Consider the following 24,106-nt stretch of genomic DNA (forward strand, 5'->3'; position numbering starts at 1 on the left):
ACGCGGCGCTCAGCCGAGGCTCACGTTGGTGCGCGTGAAGCGCCCGTACACCGCGTACAGCACGAGCGTCGCCGCGAGCAGCAGCCCGCCGAGCGCGCACGCCATGCCCCAGTTGATCGTCACGTTCGTGAAGTACGCGACGTAGTAGCTGACCATCTGGTCGTTCGGCCCGCCGAGCAGCGCGGGCGTGATGTAGTAGCCGATCGCAAGAATGAACACGAGCAATGCGCCGGCGCCGACGCCCGGGTAGGTCTGCGGCACGTACACGCGCCAGAACGCGGCGAACGGATGGCTGCCGAGCGACACGGCCGCGCGCTGGTAGGTCGGCGGGATCGACTTCATCACGCTGTAGAGCGGCAGGATCATGAATGGCAGCAGGATGTGCGTCATCGAGATATACACGCCGACGCGGTTGAACAGCAGCGTCAGCGGATGCGAGATCAGCCCGCTGCCGATCAGCGCCGTATTGATGAGCCCTTCGCTCTGCAGCAGCACGATCCACGCGGCGACGCGCACGAGCACCGATGTCCAGAACGGAATCAGCACGAGGATCATCACGAGGTTCGCGCGCCGCTCCGACAGCGTCGAGATCCAGTACGCGAGCGGATAGCCGAGCAGCAGCGCGAACAGCGTGACGGCGACGCCGATCACGAACGTGCGGCCGAAGATCGCGAGATAGATCGACTGGTCGGGCTCGGCCTGCACGATGTGGCCGAAGCCGTCCTGCTTGTGGTCGAGCGCGGCGAGCAGGTAGAACGGCGAATACGCGCTACCGTTCTTCGCGATCGCCTGCCAGTAGGCGGCGTCGCCCCAGCGCGAATCGAGCTCGACCAGCTTGTCGCGCGTCTGCGCGGGCGTCAGTGCCGCGTCGCCAGCCCCACCCTCGCCCTTCAGCGGCATCGCGCGCGCCGTCTTCGCGACGAGCGAGCGATAGCCGGGAATCTCGGTGTTCAGCCGCCGCGCGAGCGCACCCATTGCCTCGCTGTCGGCCACCTTCGTCATGTCGGCCGCGAGTGCGACATACGCGGCGTCGGCCGGCGGCGTCTTGCGGTCCCAGCCCGACAGCGCCCTGACCGTGTTCGGCAGCGCTGCGGCGATCTCGGGGTTCTGCACCGCGCGCGTGAGCAGCGCGCCGATCGGCACGACGAAAATCAGCAGCAGGAAAATCGCGAGCGGCGCGACCAGCAGCAGTGCCATCGTGCGCTTGCGGGCCTCGGCGGCCTTCAGCTCGCGCTTGAGCGCGGCGTTCGACGGCGAGGAAGGCGCGATCGTCATCGTATTCAACGGTTCTCTCCGGCCGGGCACGATCCGGCGGAAGGCCGCGCGACACGATCGACGTATCGCGCGGCCGGTTGCATCAGGATGCCTGAACGACGGTTACTTCGTCGCCCACGCGGCGAAACGCTGCTCGAGCTCGTCGCTGTGGTCGGTCCAGAAGCCGATGTCTTCCAGCACCGCGTTCTTGCCGTTGGCCGGCGAGTTCGGCAGGTTCGCGAGCGTCTTCGCGTCGAGCGACTTGATCGCCGCGATGTTGGTCGGGCCGTACGCGATGTGCTGCGCGTAGCCCTGCTGCGGCTTCGGCGTCAGCGTGTATGCGATGTACTGCTCGGCCAGCGCCTTGTTCGGCGAGCCCTTCGGAATCGCCCAGTAGTCGAGGTCGTAGATACTGCCGTTCCACACGACCTTCAGGTTCTTGCCTTCCTTCTGCGCGGCGTCGATGCGGCCGTTGTACGCGGTCGACATCACGACGTCCCCGGCCACGAGGAACTGCGGCGGCTGCGCGCCCGCTTCCCACCACTGGATGTACGGCTTCAGCTCGTCGAGCTTCTTGAACGCGCGATCCTGGCCGGCCTTCGTGCCGAGCACCTTGTACACGTCCTTCGGCGCGACGCCGTCGGCCATCAGCGCGAATTCGAGGTTGTAGCGCGCGCCCTTGCGCATGCCGCGCTTGCCGGGGAATTTCTTCACGTTCCAGAAATCGGCCCAGCCGGTCGGCGCCGATTTCAGCTTGTCCGCGTTGTACGACAGCGCCGTCGACCACACGAAGAAGCCGACGCCGCACACCTGCGGCGACTCCGGAATCAGGTCGGATTTCTTCGCGATCTTCGACCAGTCGAGCTTCTCGTACAGCCCTTCGTCGCAGCCGCGGTTCAGGTCGCCCGATTCGACTTCGACCACGTCCCAGTTGACGTGCTTCGCCTCGACCATCGCCTTCACTTTCGCCTGCTCGCCGTTGTATTCGACGGCCGTGACCTTGTTGCCGGTCGCCTTCTCGAACGGCTGGTTGAACGCGGCCTTCTGGGCGTCGCCGTTCGCGCCGCCGAAGTTGACGACCGTGAGTTCGGCAGCCGATGCCGATGCGCCGACGACGGCGAGCGCCAATGCCAGCGCGGTGCGCCGTGCGGTAATGCGTGCTCGGTTCATGGTGGTTCCTCTCCTCTCGTGGTGGAAGTGGGCAGTTGTTGTTGACGACGTGCTACGGAAAATCGGGAAAACCCTGCTCAAGCGAACACGCGCAGGTGTTCGGGCGAGAACGCGAGCGCGACCGGTGCGCCGGGCGAGAACGCATCGAGCGCGCCGGTGCCGAGCGGCACCTTCACGAAGCATTCGTCCTGGCCGGGCAGCGCGCAGCGCATGCGCACGTGGTCGCCGAAATAGATGAGGCTGCGCGCCTCGCCGCTCAGCTGGTTGGCGGCCGCGCCGTTCGCGTGTCCGTTCGCGCCGTGCGCGGCGAGGCTCATGCGTTCGGGGCGGATGCACGCGACGGCCGGGGCACCCTCGGCTGCATCGCCGATGCGGCGACCGACGAGCTTGGTGCCGTCGTCGAGCCGGAATTCGCAGAATTCGCCGTCGACGCGCGCGATGGTGCCGCGCAGCCGGTTGCTGTCGCCGATGAAGTTCGCGACGAATTCGTTGCACGGCGATTCGTACAGGCGGTCGACGGTGTCGAGCTGCTGTACGATGCCCTTGTCGAACACGGCGACGCGATCGGACATCGTCAGCGCCTCGCCCTGGTCGTGCGTCACGTACACGAAAGTCACGCCGAGTTTTTCGTGCAGCGCCTTCAGTTCGTACTGCATGTGTTCGCGCAACTGCTTGTCGAGCGCGCCGAGCGGCTCGTCCATCAGCACCAGCTTCGGCTCGAACACGAGCGCGCGCGCCAGCGCGATGCGCTGCTGCTGGCCGCCCGACAACTGCGCCGGGTAGCGCTTCGCGAAGCGCTCCATCTGCACCATCTTCAGCGCGTGCGCGACGCGTTCCGCGCGCTCGGCCGCCGGCAGCTTGCGCACGGTCAGCGGATACGCGACGTTCTGCTCGACCGTCAGGTGCGGAAACAGCGCGTAGTTCTGGAACACCATGCCGATGTTGCGCTTGTGCGGCGGCACGTTGTTCAGCAACTCGCCGTCGAGGCGGATCTCGCCGCCGGTCGGGAATTCGAAGCCGGCCAGCATCATCAGGCAGGTGGTCTTGCCCGAGCCCGATGGCCCGAGCAGCGTCAGGAATTCCCCGCGGTGGATATCGAGGTCGAGCGATTTGACGACCAGCGTTTCGCCGTCGTAGGTCTTCCGCACGCCGCGAAAGCTGACGATCACATCATCGGACTTCATCGTGGCTGTCCCCTTGCTTCGCGACAATTGATTTTGAGATGCGAGCCACTATACGGCGCCCACGGTTCTACAATAGGGAACCATTTCAATATTACTAGTAGGACCACTTTGGATACCGTGATCCTCGCCGACTGGCTCTCTGCCCGCCTCGACCGCAGCTCGCCCGAGCCGATGTACCGGCAGTTGCTGCAGCAGATGCAGCAGGCCATCCTGACCGGGGAATTGGGGCCAGGGACAAAGCTGCCGAGTTCGCGCACGCTCGCGGCCGACCTGTCGATCGCGCGCAATACCGTGCTGCACGTGTACGACCAGCTGACGGCCGAAGGCTACGTGCTGACGACCACCGGCAGCGGCACCTATGTGGCCGACACGCGGCCGGACGCCGCCGCGATCCACGTGCCGGGCTCCGCGCCGCCGCCGTCGAGCGCCGATGAACCACCGCTGCCGGACGCGCAGGGCGGCCTGTCGATGCGGGGCCGGCAACTGATCGAGCATGCGGGCGTGTCGCGGCGCCAGTGGGGTGCGTTCATGCCGGGCGTGCCTGACGTGTCGGAATTCCCGAGCCGGACGTGGAGCCGCCTGCAGGCGCGGCTGTGGAAGGAGGCGAATCCCGAGCTGCTGACCTATGCGCCGGGCGGCGGCTACCGGCCGTTGCGGCGGGCGCTCGCCGATTACCTGCGCGTCGCGCGCTCGGTCAAATGCTCGCCGGACCAGGTGATCATCACGACGGGCATCCACCAGTCGATCGATCTCGCGGTGCGGCTGCTGTCCGACATCGGCGATCGCGCATGGGTCGAGGAGCCGTGCTACTGGGGCGTGCGCAGCGTATTGCAGGCGGCCGGCCTCACGCTGACGCCGGTGCCGGTCGACCAGGAAGGGCTCGACCCGCGTGCCAGCGACATGCAGCATCCGCCGCGGCTCGTGCTCGTCACGCCGTCGCATCAGTACCCGCTCGGGATGGTGATGAGCCTCGCGCGACGCCGGATGCTGCTCGAATACGCGCGCCAGCACCGCTGCTGGATCATCGAGGACGACTACGACAGCGAGTTCCGCTATGGCAGCCGCCCGCTCGCATCGCTGCAGGGGCTCGACGACGGCGGCCGCGTGATCTACGTCGGCAGCCTCGGCAAGATGCTGTTCCCGGGGCTGCGGATGGGCTACATGGTCGTGCCCGAGCATCTGGTCGACACGTTCCGCACCGGGCTGTCGGAGCTGTACCGCGAGGGCCAGCTGATGCAGCAGGCCGTGCTCGCCGAATTCATCATGGACGGCCACCTGACTTCGCACGTCAGACGAATGCGCACGCTGTACGGCGAGCGCCGGCAACTGATGATCGATGCGATCCGCGCGCGCTTCGGCGACGCGCTGCCCGTGATGGGCGACGAGGCAGGCCTGCATCTCGTGCTCGGCCTGCCCGACGCCTGCGACGATCGCGCGGTCACGCAGAGCGCGTTCGATGCGGGCGTGATCGTGCGCCCGCTCACCAGCTACTACAGCAGCCTCGACACCGCGCGGCGCGGCCTGTTGCTCGGCTATGCGTGCGTCCCGCACGAAGGCATCGGCCCCGCGTTCGACACGCTCGCGAACACCATCGAGCGACACCTGCCGCGGGACCTCACGCGCGCGGCATAGCGGCGCTCATGCGCCGCGCCGCCCGCGCTTCTCACCTTACCGCGCGCTGCCCGCCCCGCGATCGAGCGATGCCGCGCGCACGGCTTCGCCGGGCTTCGTGAACACGCGCTGCCGCAGCGCGGCGATCTGCGCGTCGCGATCCTGCGGCGACAGGCCCGCCGACTCGATCTGCGCACGCTGCGCCGCATAGTCCGTATAGCGGCTTTGCCACGATGCGTCGTCCTGCTGCAACTGCGCGACGCGCGCGGCGGCTTCGGCGCCGAGCGTCTGCGTCAGTTGCGCGCGCATCGCATCGGGCGTCGCCCCGCTCTTCTGCAATTGCGCGATCTGGTCGATCGCGGCGCGCTGCTTATCGATGCGCTGCTGCGCGGCGCGCTCGTCGGCCGGCATCTGCTGTTCGAGCGCCGCGAGTCGTTCGGCCTTCTGCACATCCGTCAGCGTCCGATCCTGCGTGATCTTCAGCCGCGCGAGGTCGTAGCGCTGCCGCCACTGCTCCGCGCCGAAAAACGGCTGGCTCCAGTCACCGAGCGTGCGATATGCAATCGACGCACGCTGGTCGAGCGCGAGCTGCAGCGCGCCGAGATCGGACTTGTCGACCGCGCCGGCATCGCGCAGCTTCGCGAGTGCGTCGAGATAGGCGCGATAGCGGTGCCATACGTCGAGCGCCTCGGCCTGCGCCACGGTGCCGTCGAGTTGCGCGGCAATCTCCCGCGCGACGAACGCATCGAGCGCGGTCGCACTCAGGTCGCTCTGCGCGGTCAGGCAGTAGTCGAAGAAGTCGCGCACCGCACGCGACTTCGCGAGATGGCCGCCGACATCGAGCGGCAACCGGGGCGCGCTGGAGCCGGCGAGCGACGGCGGCAGGCCCGCGCTTGCCGGCATGGCGGCCTGCGGCGGTGCGGCAGCCACGCTACCCACCGCCGCCGCATCCGGCGACTCGCCGCCGGCGCCTGTCCCTCGATGCCAGCCCGCGCCGCTCCACATCGCCACACCGGCAATCGCCGCCAGCCCCACGACACCGTAGACCACGGCACGCCGCGCCAGCGGCGCGCGTCCTTCACGTGCCGTCATCGATTACACGCCCGCCAGCTTCAGACGGTTCGCATGCGTGCGGATCACCGCGACCGGATCTTCCGCATACGCGCCGCGCACGCCGAGCAGCTGGTTGATCTCGTCGAGATGGTTCCACTTGTAGCTCGTGCTCAGCACCTTGCCGTACAGCGCACTGCACTTCGACACGACCCCGTCGTTCTGCCCGGAGCCGCGGTTGATCATCACCGTGCCCGTGCCGAGCAGCGCGAGCGTCGACAGATCGAGTGTGTTCGCCGGATCGACGACCGGAAGGGTGCTCGTGTCCGTGGCGCCCGTGACACCCAACACGGAGAGTGTCGGCTGGATCGCCGTGCCGGCCCACGAGTACAGCAGGTGCGTGTTGCCGCCGACGGTTTCGGTCGGCGCGCCGGTCTGGCAACTGCCCGGCGCACCCAGGCCCGCACTCGGGTAGTTCTGGTTATACGTGGCGGCCCGTGCGGTGGTCAGCGTCTGCAGTGCGGCGAGCGCGTCCTGGTTCGTGTTGTGGGTGCTGCTCGTCAGGATCCCGAACACATTGACGAACGCGGCGATCACCGATGACGAAAGTCCGGTCGGATCGTACGCAAGCACGTTCTGCACGAAGTCGGCGAACTCGGAGCCGCGATGCGGCGTGCCGATCGTCGTCACCGACGCGACGAGATCGGGCGCGACGGCCGCGACATAGCGCGACGAGAGGCCGCCCTGGCTGTGGCCGACGAGATTGACCTTGGTCGCGCCCGTCGCCGCGAGCACCGTCTTCACGTAAGCGAGCAACTGCTCGCCGCGCCCGTTCGGGCCGTCATCGCTCTGGAAACCCGACAGGTTCGCGACGTAGACGGACGCCCCGTTCTGCTGCAGGTCTTCCTGGATGCCGTACCAATAATCGAGCACGCCGGCGTACTTGTCGGTACCGGTGAGCCCGTGCACGAGGATGATCGGATAACGCGTCGCCGCGTAGCCGTCGGCGGGCGCGGTCGCCGCCATCGCCGCGTGCGTCGTCGCGAGCGTCATTGCCGCAGTCGTCCCCGCGAACGGCGCGATGCTCATCGCGCATGCCACTGCCCCTGCCACCACCCTGGAACGCGTCGTATTGGCCATGCATGTTCTCCTGATTATTGTGCTGCCGGTGCGAATGAAGCCGGATCGATACGCACTATGCGTCGCCCACATCGCGACCACCGTGTGCGTCGAATGCGGGAGTGAATCACGAGTCGCGAACGTTTGCGCCCTGACTAGACACGGTTCTCTAATCGGTTGACGCGGCCCACCGGTTCGGGCGGGGCCGCGTTCATGCGTGCGCATGCTGCAATGCACACGCGCGATGCGTCAAAGCTTCGCACTCACACGCACCCATGCGGTCCGGCCCGGCTCCATCACCGGCGAGTTCGCCGGATAGCCGAAGCCCGCGTTGCCGGCGAGATTCAGGTGCTCGGTATAGGCCTTGTTCAGCACGTTGTCGACGCCGACCGAGATCTGCACGGTCTTGCTGACGTTGTATTGCGTATGCAGCGAGAGCACACCGAATCCGGCGCTCGGGCCGAAGTCCTTGCCGACCACGTTGCCCTCGTTCAGGGCATAGCGATGCTGCGGCGCAACGATGCGCCACAGCCCCCCTGCCGACCACGCACCCCGCGTGTACTCGAGCCCGATGCGCGCCTCGAGCGGCGGCATCTGCGGCAACGGATCGCCGGTTGCGACGTTGCGCCCCCACGCATACGCGAGCGACGTCTCGACGCGCAGCGGCGAAACCGGTTTCCACGACACGCCCGCTTCGCCACCCATGATCTGCGCGTTGACGTTGGTTGCCTGCGTGGTCGGGCCCATCATGCCGGCCGCGTAGTTGAACAGGATGAAGTCCTGAACATAACCCGCATACGCCGACACCCACGCATCGAGCCGTTCGCTCTTGTATTGCGCGCCGATGTCGAGCTGCGTGGTCTTCTCCGGTTGCACCGCCGAGAACGCGTTGATCGAACCGGCCGGCCCGCGCTTCGCGGAAAACAGCTCCCAGTAGTCGGGATAGCGTTCCGTATGGCCGACGCCCGCGTACCACGTGACCGGCAGCGACGCGAGATCGCGCTCGTAGCGGACGAAACCGCTCGGCAGCACGCGCGTGCGATCGTCGTCGAAGGTCGGGTTCGGCATGCGCTTCATCATGCCGCTCGTCGTCGCGCGCTTGTCGCGTGCGCTCGCATAGTCGATGCGCGCGCCGCCGATCACGCGCGACACGTCGCTCGCGTACCACGTCAACTCGCCGAACACGCCCGCGTTCCACATCGTCGCCTGCGCATCCCACGGCTTGTCGCCGTAGTTCTGCCGCCCCATCGCCGAGCGCGAGTCGAGCCGGTTCGATTGCGCATCGACGCCCGTCACGAGCTTGAAGTCGTCGGCAAAGCGGAACGTCGCGGCCGCGCGCGCGCCGAACGTGCGCCGCCGCACTTCCGACGCCATCCGCATCGGCATGCTGCTGGTCGGGTCCGGTTGCCGCAACGTATAGTTGTCCATCACGTGATCGGCTTCGTTGTAGTACACGCGCGCTTCGATCCGGTCGAGCACGTCGCCGAGATGCTGCTTGTCGAACGACAGGCCGAACGTCTCGCGGCGGAAATGCGCGCCGTCCATTCCGCGTCCCGCGTAGCGCGCATAGCCGTCGCCGGTGCCGGCGGTCAGCTCGACGCGTGTATGGTCGTCCGGCGTCCAGCCGAGCGCCGCATCGGCGTTCCACTTGTCCCACTGCGACGGCACGGTGTTGCCGTTGCCGTCCTTGTAGTCCTGCGAATGCGCGTGGTTCGCGGTCACGCGACCATAGACGTCCGGCGTGCCGGCCGTCACGTCGATGTTCTGGTCGTTGCGGCCGAACGACCCGCCGACCAGGCTGCCGTCGAAGCGCATGCCGGGCTTGTCGAAGCGCGGCGTCACGCGCTCGAACATCACGGTGCCGGCCGACGCGCCGGGACCGTACAGCACGGTCTGCGGCCCCTTCACGACGGTGACCTTGTCATGGCTTTCCGGCGCGATATACGACGTCGGCGCGTCCATCCGGCCCGGACATGCGCCGAGCGTCGACATCCCGTTCGCCAGGATGTTCAGCCGCGAGCCGAACATCCCGCGCAGCACGAGGTCGCCGTTGGTGCCGCCGCTGCGGATCGACGTGAAACCGGGGATCGTTTTCAGGTAATCCGCGCCGTCGCTGGCGGGCAGCGGCTGACGCGGAGTCTTCGGATCGGTGACGACGACGAGCGGCGTCGACAGCGGCGATGCGACGACTTCGATGGCCGGCAGCGGTGCGGCCGTATCGCCGGTCGGCGCGCCGGATGCGCGCGCCGTTTCGGCGGCCGCGGCGCTCGCGGCCAATGCGCCGACAGCGAGCGCGGGAACGGTGAGTTTCAGCACGCGCGGCATGCGCCGCGCACCGGCATTGCGTGACGCCCGCGGCGTACGCAACTGGAAAATGGTCATGATCGAAAGCCCGAGTGACGCCCTCCACGCGGCCTCGACGGGCCGCACGGATATCGGCGATGAATGGAACGGAAACAGCGCGTCAGGCGCGCTCGGGCGGGGCGCGCGGGTACGCGCGCGGATAGCGGTCGGCGCGCGCCGCGACGGCAGGCGGCGCGACGGCGGAAACGGAAACGACGGGAATGGAAGCGAGTGCCGCGGCGGCTGGCGCGCCGATCGCGGGGCTGTGCGCGAAGAAACCGCAGTAGCCGCACGCATCGAGATGCAGCGCATGATCGTGCAGGCGGCCCGCGTCGGGCGACGGGTGCGCGCCATGCTCCGTACTGCAGACGATTGCGTCGGGCGTGGCCGCCTGCGCGACGCGCCACTGCGACACCAGCGGCGCCGCGATCGCGAACCAGATCGCGAGCACGCCAAGCCAGGCGGTCAGGTGACGATGTCGGTGCAGCATGCTCGGCAACGAGTAAGCGGAATGTAAAAACAGCCGAGATGTTACAGAATGTTCAACGCGATGGCCAGCGCGGATGGCGGTAAACGAACCGGGGGCGCATGGTTGTCAACACAACCAAGCGCCCCCGCCTGCTGCATGCTTGCGGAACGTGGCGTTCAGGGCGCCATGCGCCGCAGCACGTCGTCGCGCCGGATGAAATGATGGTAAAGCGCGGCCAGCGCGTGCAGGCCGATCACGAAGTAGAACGCGTTGCCGATCAGCTCGTGCGCTTCCTTGATCGTCGGCCGCAGCGCCTTGTCGGGGCCGAACAGCGTGAACGAGATGCCGAGCCAGTCGAGCGACACCGGCTTGCCGCCCAGGTTGATCATCATGATGCCGAGCAGCGGCTGCGCGATGATGAACACGTAGAGCGCGACATGCGCGAGCTTCGACAGCCAGCGCAGCAGCGCCGCTTGCGCAATGGCCTGCGGCACACGGCTAACGGCTCGCCACAGCACGCGCAGCACCGACAGCACGAGCACGAGCGTGCCCGCGGTGAGATGCACGTTCATCCAGAACACCCGGCTGTCGCTGCCTTTCGGCCCGCGGATCTCGATGGCCAGGTAGGCCAGCGCCACCAGCAGGAAGACGGCCCAGTGGAAGAAGATCGCGGGCGAGCTGTAGCGCGTCTGTTTCGCGAGGATGTTTCTCATGCTTCGTCTCGTGTTGTATGCGGGGAGGAGCGCATGCAGCCACCGGCCGGCGCCCGGCAAAACTGCCCCGATTGTAGCCGCACGGGCGTCCGGTTTTGCACGACGCGCGCAAATATCCGACGAATCGTCCACGCGCGCCGAGCGGGGCTTCATATGGAAAGTCCGCATCGCGCGCCAGAACGGCTGTGGCACGATGAAGCTTTGGTGCGACGGCGCGCGGGCATCATGAGCAAGGCGTTCTTCGTTGCGGCCTATCGGCTGACCGCCGCGTTGCTCGCGGTATCCACCACGCTGCACAGCGTCGCCGACTACTGGCACCTGCCGGGCTTTCATCTCGGCAACTACCTCAGCTACTTCACGCAACTGAGCAGCCTCTACGCGGCCGCGATGCTCGCCGTCGGGCTCTGGCGCATCGCGCGCCCCGGCTCGGCCCGCTACGAATCGATGCGCGGCGCCGCGGTGCTGTACGTATTGATCACCGCGATCGTCTACGAACTCCTGCTCGCGCGGCTCGATGCGCTGCACCACGTCACGCCGGCGTTCAACAACTGGGTGCTGCACCGGATCGTGCCGCTCGTCGTGCTGTGCGACTGGCTGTACGTGGAGCCGCGCCTGCCGATCCCGTGGCGCAGCGCGTTCGCGTGGCTCGCCTTCCCGATCGTCTATCTCGGCTATACGTTCGTGCGCGGCTCATTCGAGAACTGGTATCCCTACCCGTTCGTCGATCCGCGGCCGCACGGCTACCTGCCGGTCGCGATCCAGTGTTCGCTGATCGCGCTGGGCGCGGTGGCGCTCGCAATGGGTATACGCTGGCTCGGCAATCACGCGAGGCAATCCGGTGCGGTGACGCTCAGGAAAGGATGAAGGCGGGAGCGTGTGCGCCGCCCGGCGCACACGGGATGAAGCGGACGATCAGCCGCCGTTGCGCGGCAGGAAGTTCATCGGATCGACGACCTTGCCGTTCTGGCGGACTTCGAATTCGAACGTCGAGCGGCCGCTCGCGTCCGTGCCCATTTCGGCGACCGGCTGGCCCTGGCGTACCGCGTCGCCTTCGTTGACGAGCAGCTTGCCGTTGTGTCCGTAGGCCGTGATGAGCCCGTTCTCATGTTTGAGGATCACGAGCGGGCCGTAAGCCTTGACGCCGGACCCGGCGTACACCACGCGCCCGGCCGCCGCTGCCCGCACCGAATGGTCGGGCCCGGACGCGACGATCACGATGCCGCGCGTCTTGCCGGCCGAGAACGGCGTCGCCACGGCACCGGTGGCCGGCCAGGCGAGCGAGCCCGGCTGTGCGGCCGCCGCGGGCGGCTGCCCGAGCGACGTCGCGGCAGGCGGCGGCGCGACACGCAGCACCTGGCCGGGATACACGGCATCGGTCGGCGCCATGTGGTTCCAGCTGGCCACGTCCTGGACGCGCTGCCCGTAGGCGTTCGCGACGCCCGCGAGCGTATCGCCCGGATTCACGCGGTAATAGCCGGCGATCACGCCCGGCGTCGCGGCCGACGTGGGTGCCGGCTGACGCGCCGGCTGCCAGCTGTCGGTCCACGGCGTCATCGTGCAGCCCGTCAGCGCGATGGCTGCGCCAACGAGCGCCGCCTGCGGCAGCCAGCGCGTCAGCGCATCGTGGATGGGAATAGTTTCTCTCAAGGGTCCTCCCGGATTTGCGTCGTTGCGCCGCCCACCGCCCCCCGGCGCGCGACGCACGATGTCCGGCCGAACGGCCGGATCAACCAGTATCCGACCGCGCTCGCGGTCGTCAGTTTCCACAGCGGGACGTGGGTGCGAATGAGCTCACCGGCCCCTTTTTCGCTTCGTCCCGACCGGCAAAGATACCATTTGTGGCGGTCGAGGCCGCGTCAGGTGCCTGATCCGGCAACAATCTTGCGGGGTCGCACCGGCGTGCCGGTGGCCTGCAAGCCGCGCCGCGCGGGCCGTCGGGCGGGGCTGTGGCGGCGCTTCCGCACGCCGTGCCGCCGTCGCGGGCGGTATCGATTCCGTCACATTCTCCCCGTCGTTCGCCACCTATACTCGGTGATGCACTGCGCGATCCAACGACAACGAGGAGCATGACAATGAACAACGCGACGTTTCTTTCCGTGCAGCTCAACGCCGACGACTTCTCCGGTTCCAGCGGCCTGGTCGAATTGCTCAACCGGCACCTGCTGTTCGCGACCGACGTCGCCGAGGCGGCCGATGCGCTCGTCCAGTTGGCGAGTGTCGCGCATATGACGGGCGCCACGCGCCACAGCGTCGAGCTGCCGGTCCTCGCGATCGAGCGGCTGCGCGACGCGCTCGACACGTTGAGCGGCTACGACGAAACGTGGCTGCAGGTACTGGAACCGGCCGAAGCGCTGTTCCGGGATATCGGGCACCGCCGGCACGCGCTGCACTGAACTGGCGGCTGGCACGATAGGCGCGCCGCCAATGAAAACAGCCCGCCGTTCCGCATGACGGAACGACGGGCTGTTTGTACTTCCAGGGTCGGATCAGGCCGCCGATGCGGCCGCACCATTAACGACCCTTGTAGATCGGGGCGTCGTCAGCGATACGCTTGACTTGCCAGCCGGTCTTGGCCTTGGCCGGCGCGCCGGATTCTTGCGCGGCAGCCGGTTGCGCGCCGTAGCCGGTCGTGTCGGCAGCGGCGACGTTCTGTTGCGGGTTCAGGCGGGCTTCAGCAGCCTGGATGCCTTCCGGGTAGTTCGTACGGTCGCTGCCCAGCTTGTAGCCGGCCTGTTGCACGGCGACCAGATCGGCCTTCACTTGTGCACGGGTGACGGGCGCGTTCTGTTGGGCGAACGAGACGGCGGGAACGGCGAGGACGGCAGCTGCGGCGAACGTTGCGATCAGCGATTTCATGATTACCTCCGGGATTTTTTTGCTCCGCCGCACACACCATGTCTGCAGCGATGGAACAGAGTTTAGTCCCGGCAGCACCTAGGGAAAACCATGAAACGACGAAAACACTATTTCCCAGGAACCAACAATCCCGGCATCCGGTATCGAAAAACCCTATCGATAGAATAGATTTTCGCAACAATGCCGCCCTCGCCAGCCGGTTACGACCAGTTCGCGTGGAAGCTGCCCGGCTTGTCGGTACGCTCGAACGTGTGCGCGCCGAAGAAATCTCGCTGCGCCTGCACGAGGTTCGCCGGCAGCCGCTCGGAGCGGTAGCTGTCGAAGTACGCGACCGCCGACGCGAACGCCGGTACCGGCACGCCGGCCTTCACCGCGGCGACCACGACGTCGCGCAGCGATGCCTGGTAATTCGCGGCGATGTCCTTGAAGTACGGGTCGAGCAGCAGGTTCGCGAGCGCCGAATCCTTCGCGTACGCGTCCGTGATCTTCTGCAGGAAACGCGCGCGGATGATGCAGCCCGCACGGAAGATCTTCGCGATCGTGCCGAGATCGAGGTTCCAGCCGTACTCTTCCGACGCCGTGCGCAGTTGCGCGAAGCCCTGCGCGTACGAGATCACCTTGCTCAGGTACAGCGCGCGGCGCACCGCTTCGACGAACGCGGCGCGATCGCCTTCGAACGGTGCGGCGGCCGGGCCCGCTAGGACCTTGCTGGCCGCGACGCGCTCGGTCTTCAGCGACGACAGCACGCGCGCGAACACCGATTCGGTGATCAGCGGCAGCGGCACGCCGAGATCCAGCGCATTCTGGCTCGTCCACTTGCCGGTGCCCTTCTGCGCGGCGCGATCGAGGATCACGTCGACCAGGTGCTTGCCGGTTTCCTCGTCCTTCTTGCCGAAGATCTTCGACGTGATCTCCATCAGGTAGCTGTCGAGCTCGCCCTGGTTCCACTCGGTGTACACCGCGCCGAGTTCGTCGTTGGTCAGGCCCGCGACGTCCTTCAGCACCGCATAGCTTTCGGCGATCAGCTGCATGTCGCCGTATTCGATGCCGTTGTGGACCATCTTCACGTAATGGCCCGCACCGTCCGGGCCCATGTACGCGACGCACGGCTCGCCGTCCGACGGCGCCTTGGCGGCGATCTGCTTGAGGATCGGCTCGACGAGGTCGTACGCATCACGCTGGCCGCCGGGCATGATCGACGGGCCGCGCAGCGCGCCCTCTTCGCCCCCCGACACGCCCGTGCCGATGAAGTGCAGGCCCGATTGCGCGAGCTCCTGGTTGCGGCGGATCGTGTCGGTGAAGTGCGTATTGCCGCCGTCGATCAGCACGTCGCCCTTCTCGAGCAGCGGCTTGAGCGACGCGATCGTCGCATCGGTCGCCTCGCCGGCCTTCACCATCATCAAGATCCGGCGCGGCGTTTCGAGCGACGCGACGAATTCCTCGAGCGTATAGGTCGGCACCAGATTGCGGCCGGGGAATTCGGCGATCAGTTCGTCGGTTTTCTCGCGGCTGCGGTTGTACACCGACACCGCGTAACCGCGGCTCTCGATATTGAGTGCGAGATTGCGGCCCATCACCGCGAGCCCGATCACACCGATTGCTTGTTTGCCCATTAGTCAATTCTCCGGAAAAAACGGGGCGCGACCCGAGCCGGGTCGCGCGCACAGGCGAAAGGATAGTGGAAACCCGGCGGCGATGCGCGCTTGCCTGTCATTGCTCCGCGTGCGGCAGCCGCCGGAACACGACGCTCAGGTTGTTCGCCGGCATCTCGACCACCTCGATGCAGTCGAGCCCGCGATCGAGGCCGAGCGCGACGACGGTCTCGAGATCGCGCACGCCCCACGACGGGTCGCGGCCGCGCAGCTGCAGGTCGAACGCTTCGTTCGACGGCGCCGTATGCCGGCCCTCGCGGCGATACGGCCCGTACAGGAACAGCACGCCGCCCGGCCGCAGCAGGCGCGACGCACCCGCGAACAGCGCGTCGGTGCAGGCCCACGGCGAGATGTGAATCATGTTGATGCAGACGATGGCATCGAGCGTGTCGACCGGCCAGGACGCGTCGCGCACATCGAACGCGAGCGGCCCGGCAAGGTTGGCGAGGCCGGCATGGGCAACCCACGCGGCGATCGAGCGCCGCGCGTGCGCATCGGGATCGCTCGGCTGCCAGTGCAGGCCCGGCAGCGCCTGCGCGAAGTGGACCGCGTGCTGCCCCGTGCCGCTCGCGATTTCGAGCACGCGGCCGCTCGCCGGCAGCACGCGGCGCAAGACGTCGAGGATCGGCCCGCGATTGCGTTCGGCCGCCGGCGCCGACAGCCGCGCGGACGGATCGGGCGAAGAGGTCGGATCGGTCACGATGCCTGCTCCGGTGCGTGGTTCGCGAGGCCCAGCCGCGCGGTCAGCGCGTCGAGCGCGGGTGCGCAGCGCGCCTCGACCTTCAGCGTCAGCATCGGATCGGCGCGCGTATGGCCGAGATTGAGCGCGGCGACCGGCTTGTTCTGTGCCTGCGCCCACACGCAGAAGCGATAGCCGGAATACACCATCAGCGACGAGCCGACGACCAGCAGCGCATCGGCCGCCTCGAGCGCCTGCGACGCGAGCGCCACGCGCTCGCGCGGCACGTTTTCGCCGAAGAACACGACCGCCGGCTTCAGCAGCCCGCCGCACGCGGGGCATGCCGGAATGCGGAAGGTGTCGAGCGCGGCCCATTCGAGGTGCGCGTCGCCATCCGCGGCCGGCTCGGCCTGCGCGCCCAGCAGTTCGGGATTGTCGGCCTCGAGCATGACCTGGATCGTCGCGCGCGCATGATGCGCGCCGCAGCCGAGGCACGTGACGCCGTCGATTCCGCCGTGCAGTTCAATCACGTCGCCGCTGCCCGCGCGCTGGTGCAGGCCGTCGACGTTCTGCGTGACGAGCCGCTCGATCCGTCCCGCGCTGCCGAGCCGCGCCAGTGCCACGTGCGACCCGTTGGGCTGCGCGCGGCCGACGACCGGCCAGCCGATCATGCTGCGCGCCCAATAGCGCCGCCGCGCGGCATCCGAGCCGAGGAATTCGTGGAGCTGGATCGGCGGCGAGCGCATCCATTGGCCGTTGCGGTCGCGATAGCCGGGAATGCCGGAGTCGGTGCTGATGCCCGCGCCGGTCAGCACCAGCAGGCGCGGATGACGCTCGACGAACGTGTGCAGCGCATCGAGTGCGGCCGGTTCGAGGCCGGCGGTTGAAGGGTCGTGCAGGGCTTTGTCGTTCATGTTGGCAACGCGTGATCGGGCGCGCCGGCAAGTACCGTGCGCCCGCACGGGCAGCCAGGCACGCCAGCACATGATACAGAACGCCGCGCGATCGGGCCGATGGCTCGCGTCGCAAACCTGCGCACAAAAAAAGACGCCCATCGCCACGTGGCGATGGGCGCTTCAACAATTGATCCATCGGGGTAGTGGATCAACTGACAGCACAATTTCGCGGCGTCCGCCTTGCTGCGGCGGGTGAACGCTTCCCCTGGACTCCATGTGTTCCGCGATGCCGAATGCATCGATGCGCTGCCGGCTTTCCGGTGCGTTCCGGTTCGGCCCCGTCGCGCCACCGCAATGCACGGCACGCACACGTCTACGCCGCACGACGACTTGCGTTGCGCGCGGCAGATTGACGATCCGGGATCCGGGCCGGGCCATCCGCAGGCATTCACGGTTCATCCCCGACGGCCGACCGGCACCAGTCGGCCTCGTGCGTCATGCCTGCACGTCGTCGTTCAGAACAAACCCGATTGCGCGGATGGAACGGAAAGCCGCGCGCTCACGTCGCCTCGATAAACGGCGAAGCGAATGGCCCGGCAGGTCGGCGATTCATGTTTGCAACACGACACGTTGCGATTCGGTCTGTTTTCATTCTCTTGTCCCCGTCTCCGATACGTCCGACCCACTGAAGCGATCGCCGGACCGACTGCGTCCGCGACCGCGCTCACGGCCTGCACAGATACGCAAGGAGCGCACCATGCTTCACGCCGCAAGGCCGCGCGGGTCAAAACGGGGCCATCGACGCGCATCGCGCACCGGCAAACAGCGCGAACGTTTCGAAACTGAAACGCCTGCCGGATCGGCTGCCGTCGGCCGGGCGAGCCGTCACGCCGCACCCGCCCGGCCCCGGCGGACAGCGCGACGTTGCATCGACGCGCGACCGCCGAACGGCTTACAATCGCCCCACAGTGCCGCATGAACCGGCGCGCGGCGCCGTCCTGGCCTTCCTCGCGCGGCGCGCACCACCCGACCGGAGCCCACTACCCGACGCATGCCTGACGCACACGACTGGCTGGATACCGACTACCGCACGCTGTTCCGCCTGCATCCGGATCGCCGGATCGAACGCGAGAACGATCCCGACTGCTCGCCCGGGCCGCGCTTCTGGCTCGGCCGAAGCGCCGACGGCAACCTGGCGGGCATACGCGCCGACGTGCCCACTGCTGTTGCAGACGAACTCGCGCACCTGGCCGGCAGCGAACCGCCGTTGGCGGACCACATGCAGCCCGCGCACCTCGATCGCTATCTCGCGCTGCTCGCCCCTGTTCCGCACTGGAATATCGGCCTTGTCTAACCGCTGCCGCACGCGCTCGGTTTCGACACCGACGCGCGCGTCGCGCTGATCGACGGCGACAGCGACGCGGGCCGCCATCTGCTGCATGCGCTGTCCAAGCACGGGATGCCCGAAGGCCTGTACTCGATGGGATTTCGAAGCGCCGCCGATCTGTGGGCGCCGTGGTGCGCGGCTGTCGTCGATGGAGAAGTCGCGTCGGTCGCGTTTGCCGCGCGGCTGTCCGAAGTCGGTGCCGAACTCGGTCTCGCGACGGCCCCTGCATTTCGTGGGCGCGGGCTCGCGGCGGCGGTGACCGCGGCGTGGTCGCGACTGCCGTCGCTTCAAACGCGCACGCTGTTTTACAGCACCGACAGCGACAACCGCGCGTCACGACGCGTGGCGTCGCGCCTCGGCCTCACGCTGCGCGGCACGACGCTGCGAGTGGCATAGCACTGGAGCCGGCGCGACACCTCAACGAAAGGCGTCGATCACCTTGATGCGACGCTCGGTTTCGTTGACGAAGCAACTGTCGACCTCCACGAGCCCGAGCGTGCCGCCCGCATCGGGCTGCCGCGATTCGGCGCACTTCGCGTCCCGCGCCTTGAGCCAGCGGCGCTCGTCGTTGCGCAGTCTCGCCTGGCCTTGCGCATCCAGGTTCGCCATCTTCGTCTTGTAGACCGCATTCAAGCGCTTGTCGGCTGCTTCGTATTTCAGTCCGAGGCAATTGCGGATGTCGGCCGTGTAGCCCGTTTCCTCGGCGGTCTTGCAAATAGCGGCGCGCTGCGCATCGTCCGCGAGCGCGTCCGACGCGACCGCGAAAAGCATCGCGCTTGCCGCCAGACCGATCGCCATGTGTCGAAGCATGTTCATCCGGATTTGTTGTTTTCAATGACGGAAGGCCCCGATTATGCCCGGCCCGCAGCCCGCATGACCTGCGTTGCCTCGACGTCAACCGGTCACCGCGCATGCCATACCGGGCAACCGTCGTGCAAACACGCTAGCATTCGAACACGCAACGTCGCGCGTTCGCTTCGCGCTGCCTCCAAGGACTCGACATGACCACGCCCGCCCCTGCCCGCCCCGATGTCGCGCATCGCGTCTTTTCGGACGGACGGTTGTCGATCGGCCTCACGCTTCCGCTGCTTCGCACCGGCCATATCGTCGCCGACTTCGACGAGCAGCTCGAACTCGCGGCGCTGGCCGACGCGCTCGGCTTTCGCGCGCTGTGGATTCGCGACGTGCCGCTGAACAGCGCCGACTACCCCGATCCGGTCGGCCACCTCGACCCGTGGGTCCTGCTCGGCGCACTGGCGGCACGCACGCGCCGGATCGCGCTCGCCAGCGGCGCGATCGTGCTGCCGCTGCGTCATCCGCTGCATATCGCGAAAGGCGCGTTGTCGGTCGCGACACTGTCGGGCGGCCGCTTCATCCTCGGGCTCGGCTCCGGCGACCGCCCGCCTGAATATGCAGCGTTCGGTGTCGATGCGGAGACGCGGCGCGACCGCTACCGCGCCCACTGGGACGTCGTCGCGGCCGCGCTCGGCGTGCCATCGCGCGTGCTGCCCGACGAAGCGCCGCCCGATGCGCCCGAATTCACGCTGCTGCCGCGCGGCACCGACGCCGTGCCGATGCTGGCGGTCGGCTCCGGCGGACAAAGCGTCGACTGGATCGCACGGCACTCGCTCGGCTGGATGACGTACCACCGCGATCCGGACACGCAGCGCGCACGCTATTCGATGTGGCGCGCGGCGGTCGACCGGCTCGCGACGCCCGCCTTTCGCGCGTTCGGCGTCTCGATGCGGCTCGACCTCCTCGCGGATCCCGATGCGCCCGCCACCGCGTTGCCGCTCGGCTATGCAACCGGACGCCGGGCATTGATCGACATCCTGCGGGACATGCACGCGGCGGGCACGCACCACGTCACGCTGAATCCCGGCTCGGACCGGCCCGTGCGCGAAGTCATCGAGGAAATCGCGGAACACGTTCTGCCGGTTTTTCACGACGAGCCCGCGTGATTCGGCAGGATTCCAGATTAATTCGATCCGATGCGTGCGTGGTGCATCGTAGTCGACGAGCCGACATTACAAATGTCTTGCGCGCCGACAATTGAAACGCCCGACCTGTCTGGCGACCCACAGTCCGCGTCGGACACATGACTGCGCAAACGCGCCGCAAACGCCCGCGCCGCGTCGGGTATGCCCGATTCGAATGATCGTCGACGGAACTATTCGGTTCCAATCGCAATCATGTTAACTTCCGTCCATCGTTCAGCCTGGCGGGCCGCGCGCCGAAGCGCGCCCGCATGCCTACTCCATGCGACATTTCCTCCTCGGCTGGCTGCTGGCCGCCGTCGTATCGGCCGCCCATGCGGCCGCTCCCGCCCCGGCCGCCGCGTCGGCCGCTTCCGGCACCGCGCCCGCGTTGACGCCGCAACAGGCGCAGCAGGCACTCAATGTGCTCGAAAATCCGCGCGATCGCGCGCAGGTCGAAACGACGCTGCGTGCGATCGCGGCCGTCGGCGCGTTGAGCGCACCCGCGATCGCGGCGAGCGATGCGGCTGCGGCCAGCGCCGCGTCGGCCGCCGCGGCTCCGGCGGCACTGACGTCGAACGGGCTCGCATCGATGCTCGTCCGGCAGGGATCGCGCTGGACCATCGAAATCGGCGGTGCGCTGAAGGAATCGCTGCACTCGCTGCTCGATGTCGGCTCGGTCGGCAACTGGTGGCACGACAAGCTGGTGCGCGCCGACGAGCGCGCGGATCTTGCACACGCGCTCTGGATCATCATCGCCGTGCTCGTCCCCGCGCTCGTCGTCGAATGGTTCGCGAAGCGGCTGCTGCGACGTGCGCTGGCCGCAGTGGCTGCTCGGCGCGCCGACACGTCGCGCCGCACCGAGTCCGAGTCCGAGTCCGAGTCCGAGTCCGAGTCCGAGTCCGAGTCCGAGTCTGAATCCGTTACGCCCGACTCCGCGACGCTCGACGACGGCAACGCACCACCGGGGGCAGCCGCCCCACCAGACGCTTCCAACGTCCCCGACGCCGCGCCCGCATCGTCGCAAGGCCGCGGCCACGCGCGCCGCCACACCACGCTGCTGCACCGGATGCCGCGCGCGCTCGTCAGCCTTGCGTTACGTGCCGTGCCGCTGCTCGTGTTCGTCGGCGTCGCGAGCCTGACGATGTCGGTGATCGGCGATACGGGCGCCCCGGTCGAATACGCACTCGAAGCGCTGATCGACATCTACGTGATCTGCCGGCTCGTCACGATCGTCAGCCGGCTGTTCTTCCAGCCGGATGCGCGGCAATTGCGCTTGCTGCACATCAGCGACGCGTGGGCCGACTTCGCGCAACGCTCGATCGCGCGGATCGTGATCGTGGTCGGCGCCTGCACGGCCGCGGTCGAGATCGCCGCGAGCTTCGGCCTCAGCGACGCCGGTCACGTCGCGCTGCTGAAAGCCGTCGCGCTCGTCGGGCACCTGATGGTCTCGGCGCTGATCCTCCAGTGCCGCTTGCCCGTCGCCGCGCGGATCCGCGCGGCCGGCGAGGATCGTCCGTCCTTCGCGATGGTCGCCAACGCGCTCGCGGACGCGTGGGCGCCCGTCTCGGTCTTCATCGTGATGGCCCTGTGGTTCGTGTGGGCGCTCGACGTCCACAACGGCTACCGCGTGCTGATCACGCTCGGCGGCCGCTCGATCGCCGTGATGATCGGCATGCGGATCGTGTCGATCGTCGTGTTCGGCGCGCTCGCGCGGCTGTTCCAGGGCCGCGACGAAGATCGCACGATCGTCCATGCGCACGCGTACCGCTACTACCCGCTGCTGCGCCAGATCGTGTCGGGCGCGATCGGCATCGTGACCATCGTGCTGCTGCTGCAGATCTGGGGTATACCGATTTTCCGCGCGTTCGAGACCGGCACGATCGGCCACCGGCTCGCGTCGGCGCTGGTGACGATCGCCATCGCGGCCATCGTCGCGCTCGTCGTGTGGGAAGCCGCGAACATCGCAATCGAGCGCCGCCTGCAGCGCTGGACGCGCGAAGGCAATCTCATGCGCGCGGCGCGGCTGCGCACGCTGCTGCCGATGCTGCGCACGCTGCTGTTCGTGATGATCGCGCTCGTCGTCGTGCTGACGGGCCTCAGCCAGCTCGGCGTGAACGTCGGCCCGCTGCTTGCCGGCGCCAGCATCTTCGGTGTCGCGCTCGGCTTCGGCTCGCAGAAGCTCGTGCAGGATTTCATCACCGGGATCTTCCTGCTGATGGAAAACGCGATGCAGGTGGGCGACTGGGTCACGCTCGCCGGTGTGTCGGGCACGGTCGAGTACCTGTCGATCCGCACCGTGCGGCTGCGCGCCGGCGACGGGTCGTTGTACACGATTCCGTTCAGCTCGGTGACGACCGTCAACAATACGAATCGCGGGCTCGGCAACGCGGCCGTCAAGATCAGCATTGCCTACGGCGAGGATATCGACCGCGCGATCGCGACGCTGAAGGAGATCGGTGCGGCATTGCGCGACGATCCGAAGTACCGCGACGGCATCCTGTCGGACTTCAGCTACTGGGGTATCGACCAGGTCGACGGCGCGACGCTCGCGCTGGCCGGGCAGATGCAATGCACGGACTCGACGCGCTGGAGCGTGCAGCGTGAATTCAACCGGCGGATCGCGGAGACGTTCCGCGAACGCGGCATCCGGATCGCCAATCCGCAGCGCAGCGTCGTTGCGTACGCGGACGGATCGCGGACGGTGGTCGATGACGAAAACGGCACCCCCGGCGACAGCAGCCATGCTGCCGAAGTGACGGCCCGCCCGCCGTCGCCGGCCGCACCGGCGCGCAAGCCGGGTTGACCGGCCGGGGCCGACGGCGCGCCGCGTTCAACGCGCGGCGGGCTTGCTCCCGCGCCGCGGGCCTTGCGCGGCGGGCGTCGACGCCCCCGCCTTCGCCGTGCGTTTCGCCGTCGCACCCGGCTCCCGCTTCGAGCCGGCTCCAGATTCGGCCGCCCATGCGTCGCGCTGCACGTGCCATTGCTGGAGCAGCACCCGAGTCTGCTCGGCAATCGTGTCGATCAGCAATTTCGCGCGCTCGCCTTCGAATGCCTCCCATTCGAGCAACTGCAGCGCCGAACGCTGCGCGATGTGGAACACCGTGATCTGCCCGAACAGGCTCAGTGCACGCAGGCGCGTGACGGGATCGTTGGCCGGCCGCCCCGAGATGCGGCCGATCAGCTCGGCGCTCACGTCGTTCAGCGGCTTGCGCATGCGCTTCATCAGGATTTCGCTCGCGCTCGCCGGCTCCTGGCCGCCTTGCTCGCGTGCAAAGAACATCCGCTGGTTCATCGTCTTCGGCGCCGTGAACATCCGGTCCGACAGCGCGCGCAGCAGCCCGACGAACGCATCGATCAGCACGTCGACGTCCGCGTCCGCATCGAGCATCGCCCACGCATGGCCGACCGCCGGCGCGAACACTTCCCAGCCGTGCTCCGCGATCGTCTCCACGCACGCGCGGTACACGCCTTCCTTGTTCTCGAAGTAGTACTGGAGCGCCGGCGCGTTCACGCCGGCCATCGCGGCGATCTCGCGTGTCGATGCCCCCGCGAACCCGCGCTCGCCGAACAGTTCGATCGCCGCCTCGATGATCCGCTGGCGCGTTTCGTCGCCGCGGGCGTAGCCGCCCGCCGACGTACGGCGCAGCTTCTTCGCTTCGTTCATGCCTTCCTCGTCATTCGATCGATCGACATTCTACTTGACACAATTTTATCAACTGGAATAATTCTTCCACTTGGAATAAA

At 67.7% G+C, this 24,106-nt stretch carries 22 protein-coding genes; 7 read left to right on the top strand and 15 right to left on the bottom strand.

The genetic code is table 11. From position 1 onward, the window contains the following. Positions 1–9 precede the first annotated feature (9 nt). The 3 genes from CFB43_RS27605 to CFB43_RS27615 all read right to left on the bottom strand — a co-directional run bounded on the left by CFB43_RS27605 (position 10) and on the right by CFB43_RS27615 (position 3,608). Positions 10–1,275 carry an ABC transporter permease gene (locus CFB43_RS27605; RefSeq protein ID WP_179254944.1) on the bottom strand — a complete coding sequence of 422 codons (1,266 nt, stop codon included), beginning with the start codon at positions 1,273–1,275 and terminating at the stop codon, positions 10–12. Between the two features lie 102 nt (positions 1,276–1,377). Next, complete coding sequence (locus CFB43_RS27610; RefSeq protein ID WP_089462920.1) at positions 1,378–2,424, bottom strand: ABC transporter substrate-binding protein; 1,047 nt, start codon at positions 2,422–2,424, stop codon at positions 1,378–1,380. A gap of 77 nt (positions 2,425–2,501) precedes the next feature. After that, positions 2,502–3,608: an ABC transporter ATP-binding protein gene (locus CFB43_RS27615; RefSeq protein ID WP_089427971.1), complete on the bottom strand. Its 1,107-nt coding sequence runs from the start codon at positions 3,606–3,608 to the stop codon at positions 2,502–2,504. Positions 3,609–3,716: 108 nt separating this feature from the next. On the opposite strand from CFB43_RS27615, the gene pdxR reads away from it, so the two are divergent. Further along, positions 3,717–5,240 carry a MocR-like pyridoxine biosynthesis transcription factor PdxR gene (gene pdxR, locus CFB43_RS27620; RefSeq protein ID WP_089497377.1) on the top strand — a complete coding sequence of 508 codons (1,524 nt, stop codon included), beginning with the start codon at positions 3,717–3,719 and terminating at the stop codon, positions 5,238–5,240. A 36-nt stretch (positions 5,241–5,276) separates the two neighbouring features. On the opposite strand, the gene CFB43_RS27625 is transcribed toward pdxR, so the two are convergent. The 5 genes from CFB43_RS27625 to CFB43_RS27650 all read right to left on the bottom strand — a co-directional run bounded on the left by CFB43_RS27625 (position 5,277) and on the right by CFB43_RS27650 (position 10,913). Continuing rightward, positions 5,277–6,311 (bottom strand): lipase secretion chaperone, encoded by a 1,035-nt coding sequence (locus CFB43_RS27625; protein ID WP_089497378.1) that lies wholly within the window; start codon positions 6,309–6,311, stop codon positions 5,277–5,279. 3 nt (positions 6,312–6,314) lie between these two features. Further along, positions 6,315–7,409: a triacylglycerol lipase gene (locus CFB43_RS27630; protein WP_089497379.1), complete on the bottom strand. Its 1,095-nt coding sequence runs from the start codon at positions 7,407–7,409 to the stop codon at positions 6,315–6,317. Positions 7,410–7,637: 228 nt separating this feature from the next. Beyond that, positions 7,638–9,770, bottom strand: a complete 2,133-nt coding sequence (locus CFB43_RS27635) for a TonB-dependent copper receptor (RefSeq protein ID WP_089497380.1) — start codon at positions 9,768–9,770, stop codon at positions 7,638–7,640. 82 nt (positions 9,771–9,852) lie between these two features. Continuing rightward, positions 9,853–10,221 carry a DUF2946 domain-containing protein gene (locus CFB43_RS27645; protein WP_089497381.1) on the bottom strand — a complete coding sequence of 123 codons (369 nt, stop codon included), beginning with the start codon at positions 10,219–10,221 and terminating at the stop codon, positions 9,853–9,855. A gap of 155 nt (positions 10,222–10,376) precedes the next feature. Further along, positions 10,377–10,913: a cytochrome b gene (locus tag CFB43_RS27650; RefSeq protein WP_089497382.1), complete on the bottom strand. Its 537-nt coding sequence runs from the start codon at positions 10,911–10,913 to the stop codon at positions 10,377–10,379. Between the two features lie 225 nt (positions 10,914–11,138). Here CFB43_RS27650 and CFB43_RS27655 point away from each other — a divergent pair, with 225 nt between their 5' ends. Next, positions 11,139–11,777, top strand: a complete 639-nt coding sequence (locus tag CFB43_RS27655) for a Pr6Pr family membrane protein (protein WP_089498166.1) — start codon at positions 11,139–11,141, stop codon at positions 11,775–11,777. Positions 11,778–11,825: 48 nt separating this feature from the next. Here the strand turns inward: CFB43_RS27655 and CFB43_RS27660 are convergent, their stop codons facing one another. Further along, a complete protein-coding gene (locus CFB43_RS27660) occupies positions 11,826–12,560 on the bottom strand; it encodes a peptidoglycan DD-metalloendopeptidase family protein (protein ID WP_089497383.1) in 735 nt (244 codons plus the stop codon). Between the two features lie 425 nt (positions 12,561–12,985). On the opposite strand from CFB43_RS27660, the gene CFB43_RS27665 reads away from it, so the two are divergent. After that, the gene (locus tag CFB43_RS27665; protein WP_089497384.1) at positions 12,986–13,306 is read left to right on the top strand and encodes a hypothetical protein; all 321 of its coding nucleotides are present in this window, start codon (positions 12,986–12,988) and stop codon (positions 13,304–13,306) included. A 118-nt stretch (positions 13,307–13,424) separates the two neighbouring features. Here CFB43_RS27665 and CFB43_RS27670 read toward each other — a convergent pair whose 3' ends face one another. The 4 genes from CFB43_RS27670 to CFB43_RS27685 all read right to left on the bottom strand — a co-directional run bounded on the left by CFB43_RS27670 (position 13,425) and on the right by CFB43_RS27685 (position 17,014). Beyond that, positions 13,425–13,769, bottom strand: coding sequence for a DUF4148 domain-containing protein (locus CFB43_RS27670; protein WP_043177725.1), 345 nt, complete (start codon positions 13,767–13,769; stop codon positions 13,425–13,427). A gap of 200 nt (positions 13,770–13,969) precedes the next feature. After that, a complete protein-coding gene (gene gndA, locus CFB43_RS27675) occupies positions 13,970–15,382 on the bottom strand; it encodes an NADP-dependent phosphogluconate dehydrogenase (RefSeq protein WP_089474452.1) in 1,413 nt (470 codons plus the stop codon). 97 nt (positions 15,383–15,479) lie between these two features. Next, entirely contained in the window at positions 15,480–16,121 is a 642-nt protein-coding gene (locus tag CFB43_RS27680; protein WP_089497385.1) for a DUF938 domain-containing protein, read from the bottom strand. Beyond that, a complete protein-coding gene (locus tag CFB43_RS27685; RefSeq protein WP_089497386.1) occupies positions 16,118–17,014 on the bottom strand; it encodes an NAD-dependent protein deacetylase in 897 nt (298 codons plus the stop codon). Before CFB43_RS27685 ends, CFB43_RS27680 begins: the two co-directional genes overlap by 4 nt. A 1,033-nt stretch (positions 17,015–18,047) precedes the next feature. On the opposite strand from CFB43_RS27685, the gene CFB43_RS38950 reads away from it, so the two are divergent. After that, positions 18,048–18,350 carry a hypothetical protein gene (locus CFB43_RS38950; protein ID WP_256990125.1) on the top strand — a complete coding sequence of 101 codons (303 nt, stop codon included), beginning with the start codon at positions 18,048–18,050 and terminating at the stop codon, positions 18,348–18,350. A gap of 126 nt (positions 18,351–18,476) precedes the next feature. Next, a complete protein-coding gene (locus tag CFB43_RS38955; protein ID WP_256990126.1) occupies positions 18,477–18,779 on the top strand; it encodes a GNAT family N-acetyltransferase in 303 nt (100 codons plus the stop codon). 21 nt (positions 18,780–18,800) lie between these two features. On the opposite strand, the gene CFB43_RS27700 is transcribed toward CFB43_RS38955, so the two are convergent. Next, on the bottom strand, positions 18,801–19,199 hold the full coding sequence (locus tag CFB43_RS27700) for a lysozyme inhibitor LprI family protein (RefSeq protein WP_089497387.1): 399 nt from the start codon (positions 19,197–19,199) through the stop codon (positions 18,801–18,803). 185 nt (positions 19,200–19,384) lie between these two features. Here CFB43_RS27700 and CFB43_RS27705 point away from each other — a divergent pair, with 185 nt between their 5' ends. Continuing rightward, entirely contained in the window at positions 19,385–20,344 is a 960-nt protein-coding gene (locus CFB43_RS27705) for an LLM class oxidoreductase (protein ID WP_089497388.1), read from the top strand. 298 nt (positions 20,345–20,642) lie between these two features. Continuing rightward, positions 20,643–23,165 (top strand): mechanosensitive ion channel family protein, encoded by a 2,523-nt coding sequence (locus CFB43_RS27710; protein ID WP_089497389.1) that lies wholly within the window; start codon positions 20,643–20,645, stop codon positions 23,163–23,165. Between the two features lie 27 nt (positions 23,166–23,192). On the opposite strand, the gene CFB43_RS27715 is transcribed toward CFB43_RS27710, so the two are convergent. After that, complete coding sequence (locus CFB43_RS27715; protein WP_089497390.1) at positions 23,193–24,026, bottom strand: CerR family C-terminal domain-containing protein; 834 nt, start codon at positions 24,024–24,026, stop codon at positions 23,193–23,195. Positions 24,027–24,106: the final 80 nt, after the last annotated feature.

It is taken from the genome of Burkholderia sp. AU15512, assembly GCF_002223325.1.
Lineage (GTDB): Bacteria > Pseudomonadota > Gammaproteobacteria > Burkholderiales > Burkholderiaceae > Burkholderia.